The organism is Desulfobulbaceae bacterium, from assembly GCA_013792005.1.
Classification (GTDB): Bacteria; Desulfobacterota; Desulfobulbia; order Desulfobulbales; family VMSU01; genus VMSU01.
The window spans coordinates 1-5,850 of sequence record VMSU01000209.1 but is presented as its reverse complement, the minus strand read 5'-3'; the positions used below and the strand labels follow the sequence as shown (position 1 = coordinate 5,850).

Annotated in this window: 6 protein-coding genes and 1 tRNA gene; 5 read left to right on the top strand and 2 right to left on the bottom strand. The window is 50.9% G+C overall.

Annotated features, from left to right (window positions below; translation table 11 throughout):
* The first annotated feature begins 157 nt into the window (after nucleotides 1-157).
* The 5 genes from FP815_13425 to FP815_13405 all read left to right on the top strand — a co-directional run bounded on the left by FP815_13425 (nucleotide 158) and on the right by FP815_13405 (nucleotide 3,917).
* A tRNA-Asn gene (locus FP815_13425) sits at nucleotides 158-233 on the top strand.
* A 161-nt stretch (nucleotides 234-394) separates the two neighbouring features.
* Nucleotides 395-1,366, top strand: coding sequence for a D-alanine--D-alanine ligase (locus tag FP815_13420; protein ID MBA3015924.1), 972 nt, complete (start codon nucleotides 395-397; stop codon nucleotides 1,364-1,366).
* A 165-nt stretch (nucleotides 1,367-1,531) separates the two neighbouring features.
* Complete coding sequence (thiC, locus tag FP815_13415; GenBank protein MBA3015923.1) at nucleotides 1,532-2,836, top strand: phosphomethylpyrimidine synthase ThiC; 1,305 nt, start codon at nucleotides 1,532-1,534, stop codon at nucleotides 2,834-2,836.
* A 44-nt stretch (nucleotides 2,837-2,880) separates the two neighbouring features.
* Entirely contained in the window at nucleotides 2,881-3,213 is a 333-nt protein-coding gene (locus FP815_13410; GenBank protein ID MBA3015922.1) for a hypothetical protein, read from the top strand.
* Nucleotides 3,214-3,263: 50 nt separating this feature from the next.
* Nucleotides 3,264-3,917 (top strand): endonuclease III domain-containing protein, encoded by a 654-nt coding sequence (locus FP815_13405; GenBank protein ID MBA3015921.1) that lies wholly within the window; start codon nucleotides 3,264-3,266, stop codon nucleotides 3,915-3,917.
* Between the two features lie 59 nt (nucleotides 3,918-3,976).
* On the opposite strand, the gene FP815_13400 is transcribed toward FP815_13405, so the two are convergent.
* Together FP815_13400 and FP815_13395 are read right to left on the bottom strand one after the other, a co-directional pair.
* The gene (locus FP815_13400) at nucleotides 3,977-4,915 is read right to left on the bottom strand and encodes a universal stress protein (protein ID MBA3015920.1); all 939 of its coding nucleotides are present in this window, start codon (nucleotides 4,913-4,915) and stop codon (nucleotides 3,977-3,979) included.
* Nucleotides 4,899-5,850: response regulator (locus FP815_13395; GenBank protein MBA3015919.1), on the bottom strand; the 952-nt coding region annotated here is incomplete at its 5' end. The genes FP815_13395 and FP815_13400, both read right to left, overlap by 17 nt.

The following is a 5,850-nucleotide window of genomic DNA, read 5'->3' as shown; positions in this document are numbered from 1 at the left end:
GTCAATTAATTTCCCTTTTCTCGCTTAGGTTCCTGTTAAAAGCCTTTTTTTACTAAAAAGCTGCGGTCAAAAGTGTTGACGGAATTTAATCTGGTTGCTATATAGTGCCGTTGTAACGTAACGTTACCATAAAAATATATCTTAGAAGATTTTGTGCTCCTCGGTAGCTCAGTCGGTAGAGCAGGTGGCTGTTAACCACCCTGTCGCTGGTTCGAATCCGGCCCGGGGAGCCAATTTTTAGATGGCCGTTTTTCACATGAGAAACGGCCATTTTTTTATGTCCAAACGGGTGGCAAGACCATGGGAGGTCTCAACATGTCAGGACCCCCAGCTTTTCCTTATGAGGACTTCTTATGGTTGGTGAGGAAGCGTGATTTTTTCAAAGGAGATGAACATGAAGACGCAGACGGCATATAAACACCCACTGCGGGTCGCTCTGCTCGCCGGGGGCAAATCCGGCGAACGTGAGGTGTCTCTGGCCGGAGCCACTGAGGTGGAAAAGGCGCTTGATCCTAAAAAATATCAGGTCAAACGTTATGATCCCGCCATCGACATGGCCCGGATTGCCCATGAATCTGGAGACATTGATGTTGTCTTTATCTTGCTCCATGGTCGCTTTGGTGAGGATGGCACAGTTCAGGGTTTTCTCGATCTTCTTGGGCTGCCCTATCAAGGTTCCGGCGTTTTGGGTAGTGCCCTGGCGATGGATAAAGATGCGGCGAAGACTCTCTATCAGGTCCATGGGCTGCCGGTATCTCCCTGGAGAATGGCCCGACAGGACGATGCTGTCGACCCCAGGCAGTTGTTGGCAGAGCTGTCACTACCTTTAGTTGTTAAGCCTGTCCGCCAAGGGTCAAGTTTGGGGATGAGTATTGCGCATACCCCGGAGGAACTGGCTGTCGCGATTGCTAAAGCCTTTACCTTTGACCGCGAGGTCATGGTGGAGCAATACGTTCAGGGCCGGGAGATTACAGTCGGGGTGATCGGTAATGATGATCTCACGGCGCTGCCCTTGGTCGAGATTATTCCCGGCGAGGGTCATCCGTTTTTTGACTATCAGGCCAAGTATCAAGCTGGGGCATCAAGGGAAATCTGTCCAGCTCAGGTTTCTGAATCAATTCGCATCCTGGCCCAGAAGTATGCGATACGAGCCCACCGAGCCTTAAAACTTAAAGGCTATAGTCGCACGGATATGATCATCACCGATTCCAGGCTTGTTGTTCTTGAAACAAATACCATCCCAGGCATGACTCCGACAAGTCTTCTGCCGCAGGCTGCGGCCGTTGCCGGATTATCTTTTTCAGCGCTGTTGGATCGTCTGGTGGAGTTGGCTCTGGAGGAGGGGGTGCAAGGTGCCAACACCTGATAGGGATTGACATCCGGCCGCCCCATTGTTAATAACAGACTTTTGGAAAAGGCAGACGTCATTGCTACGATGAAGGAGGCGCTAGCTGTTGGAAGTGTGACCATGACGCCTTTGTAATCAATCGATAATAAGAGACTAACCAGATACTTTGTAGGGAGTACAGAGATGAGCATACGAGAAGACGCCTTGCAGGGCAGAATGACCCCGATTTTTGAAGCTTGTGCAAAAAATGAAGGGGTAAGTCCTGAGTTTCTGATGCAAGGTGTTGCCAAGGGGATTATCGCCATCCCCAAGAACAACAACCATCATTTTGAAAAAATTATGGCCGTGGGTCAAGGCCTGTCGACCAAGGTTAATGCCAATATCGGTTCGTCTAAGGATCATCAGGGGGTTGAGCAGGAGCTGCAGAAGTTGTGCATCGCGCTTAAAGCCGGCACAGACGCGGTGATGGACCTCAGTATGGGCGGCGATTTAAACGATGTACGCCGCGAGATTTTACGAAATTGCCCAATTCCACTCGGTACCGTGCCAATTTATCAGTCGGTGGCCGAAGTGGTAGAAAACCAGAAAAAAGATATCGGCGCTCTCTCAGTCGATTATATCTTTGACACCATCCGCCAGCAGGCCGAAGACGGTGTCGATTTTATGACCATTCATTGTGGAATCAACAGAAACACTCTCGAACGGCTCCGTGGTCAGGAACGTTTGATGGGTGTGGTAAGCCGGGGAGGCTCCTTTCTTATTGAATGGATGACATACAACCAGAAGGAAAATCCTTTTTATGAGCACTATGACGAGCTTCTTGCCATCCTCAAGAAGCACGAGGTGACCTTGAGTCTGGGAGACAGCGTTCGTCCTGGCTGCTTGGCCGATGCTACCGATGCCGGACAGCTCCAGGAGTTGATTCATCTGGGCGAGTTGACGCAACGGGCTTGGGACGCCGGGGTTCAGGTTATCATTGAAGGTCCTGGGCATATGCCTATGGATCAGATTGAGGCTAATATTGTGTTGCAGAAGCGGATCTGTCGTGGCGCCCCATTTTATGTGCTGGGGCCGCTGGTAACCGATATCGCTCCCGGATATGACCATATCACCGGGGCTATCGGCGGGGCTATTGCGGCCAAGGCCGGCGCTGATTTCCTCTGTTACGTCACCCCTGCTGAGCATCTTAAGCTCCCTGATGGGGATGATGTCCGCGATGGTGTTATCGCCTCTAAGATTGCAGCCCATGCTGCCGACATCTGCAAAGGAGTTCCCGGGGCCATGGATCGTGATATCGCCATGGCAAAATGCCGTAATGCCTTAGACTGGAAAGGACAGATCGATCTGTCTCTCGATCCGGAAAAGGCTCGGCGCTTTCGTGAAGAAGGCGGCACCTACAAAGGTGATGCCTGCAGTATGTGCGGATCGTACTGCGCGATCAAGGTATACAAAAAGGCCACGTTGCCTCAGCGTCAAGTAGTTGAATAGATCAACGGCGGTTCAACAACATTACAGCGGGAAGGAGGGGTGCCATGTCTGATTTTTTGGCTCGGATCAGTGAGTGGATTCATCACACCCAGGTACTGGAGCAGATCAGGGCTGTTGATGCCACGGGTCTTTTTCTCAACCCGTATTTTCTGGCGCCTTTTATCTGTTTGATCATTTACAATCTCTACCGGCAGATGTTCACCAACTTGATGATCATTGCCCTTTGTCTGGGTCTTTGGTACTTCAGTGGTACCGAAATGGTGCGGGGGGCGGTGGTGGATGGTGTTGTTCAGATGGACAAAATCCTGCCGATTGCCGGAGTCGGTATTGGCGGCGTTGCTGTTTTAATATATCTTCTTTTTATCCGTCAAGACTGACAGACAGATCGGGGCTAGCCTGCGGATACGCTGTCAGCTTGAATCACTCCATGTCAAACGCTCAGCGTCTGCTCGAAATCTATGATCGCCTGCTCGCTTGTTTTGGGCACCAGGACTGGTGGCCGGGAGAGACCCGGTTTGAGATTATGGTTGGGGCGGTATTAACTCAGAATACCGCCTGGACCAATGTCGAGAAGGCGATCACTAACCTCAAAGACCAAGGTCTCCTCTCTTTCGAGGCCATGGTTGCCATGCCCCATACCGCTCTTGCCGAGTGTATCCGACCGTGTGGCTATTTTAATGTCAAAGCCAGCCGGTTACATAATCTTCTGACCATGGTTGAAACCCGCTATAGCGGTGATCTTAACCTTTTAGTCCAGGATGAGTTGCCATCCTTGCGTCAGGCCTTGCTTTCAGTCTCGGGTATTGGTCCTGAGACAGCCGACTCGATCCTGCTCTATGTTGCCGGAAAGCCTATCTTTGTGGTGGATACTTATAGTCATCGTCTCCTGTCTCGGCATGGTTTGGTCCCGGAAGAAGATGTCGATTATTACGCGATGCAGGAACTGTTTATGGATTCATTGCCCTCTGATCCTGCGTTGTACAATGAATACCATGCCTTGATTGTTCGCACCGGGAAGGAGTTTTGCAAAAAGACCAACCCCCGATGCAGCTCGTGTCCGCTCGGACCAACTCTTCAATAGTGCGGTCCGAGCATTGTGGGTAAGAGCACACTTTTCTTTTTTGACAGGGGTTCGTGGATCTAGCCAACGATCCAGATTGCTACCCCACGAGCAAGATTGAGCACTTTTTCTGACACCCCGGAGAAAATCCCTTTTACCTTAGTTTTGGAACGACAGCCAATGACAATGGTCCCACATTGATCAATGACTGAGTGCTGGATGATGGGTTTGTGCGCGGAGAAACAGTACTCGTCGTGATGTTGGTAAATTTTCTTTTCGCTGATCCCCCGCTCCAGCAGCATCTGTTTTGGTCCATGAAAGACGCTGTCTGGACGTCGCAGATGTTCATCACACCACTCTTTCCCCCACAACGTCTCAAGTTCGGACCAGTCTGGCTTAGTGTTGCCGCCGACCAGAGTAGATAGGTGCAGGAGGCAGATCTCGGTGTAGGGGTTGCCCTGCAAGATGAAACCGAGATGGTCGGCAGCTTTGAGTGAGTTGTATGAGGTGTCGACCGGAAGTAGGAATTTTCGGGCATTGACCTTGCCGTCAACAATCCAGATGGGCAAAACATGGCTGTGTTTTGCTGCGGTGTTTGAGAGACTGCCGCCGATTATCTCCTCAATGGCGCCAATGCCTCGTCGCCCGATCAACAGAGCATCATAGAGGCCTTTTTTCGCCTCATGGATGATGTCAGCCGCCACCCCTGTTCGAGAGAGTTGAACCTGCCATGAAACTTGTTGGGCTTCGATTCCCCGGCGTCCCAATTGTAAGACCGCTTCTTCCATGAACCGTTTCGCTTTGTTGTAGCGGGCTCTTACCTCCGGAGGAAGACACAGGAGTCGATCACCTTCATCAATCCATTGTTCGTCAATTGGTGGAGGTGGGCTGGGTACCACATAGAGAAGGTGAACCGCAATATCGTCAAGATCGGTGAATAATTGGCCCAGATAGCGCAAGGCGTTGAAGCTGAAAACCGTGCCGTCAACTGCTGCAAGAATTTTACGTTCCATTGGCATTTCTCACAAAGATGTTGCTCTTGACCAGACGATCAAGCTCTGCAAATAAAACCGTCTTATCGATGGGTTTGCTGATATAACCGTCCATGCCCGCTTCCAGGCATCTATTCTGGTCTTCCCTCATGGCATGGGCGGTGATTGCCAGGATCGGAATATGTTGCGCGGTGTTTTTTTCCTGGGATCTGATGGCACGCGTTGTCTGAAGGCCATCCATAATCGGCATTTGGACGTCCATCAAGATGGCGGTAAAGGTTTCGTGGGCAAGGATTTTCAGCACCTCATCCCCGGAAGCCGCCACTGTTACATGAAAATCTTCGCCCTCCAGCAGGGTTCTGGCTAGTAGTTGATTAATAGGGTCGTCCTCTGCCAGCAGGATTCGCCGCTTCGTATTATGTTCATTCAACAGGTGCCTGGTTACTAAGGGGCGGTTTTCTGGTTCGATAGACGACCCTCGGATCACCACTCTAATGGCGTCAAGAAGCTCTGTGCCACTGATGGGTTTCATCAGGTAACCATCGATTCCCATTTTCTTGGAACGGCTAGCCTCCCCTCGGAGTCCGGACGAGGTCAGGAGGATGATCGGTGTTTTGGTAGTGGTTGGCGAGGCCTTCAGTTTTTCGGTTAAGGAAAAGCCATCAATCACCGGCATCTGGGCATCAAGGAGGAATAGATTGAACTCTCCGCTGTGAGCTTTTGCTAAGCCCACATCACCGTTTTCTGCAAGTTGGACTTCTGCGACATAGGGAGCGAGCAGTGATGAGATGACTTCTCGGTTCGACTCGTTATCGTCAACGACCAAGACTTTCAATGCCGAAATCTCTTTTTTGGTGGCGAGATCGAAGATGCACTCGCACGATTTCCCTTGAGCCAGTGGAATGTAAAAGTGGAAGGTAGAACCACGTCCCACTTCGCTTTCTGCTCGGATATCGCCCCCC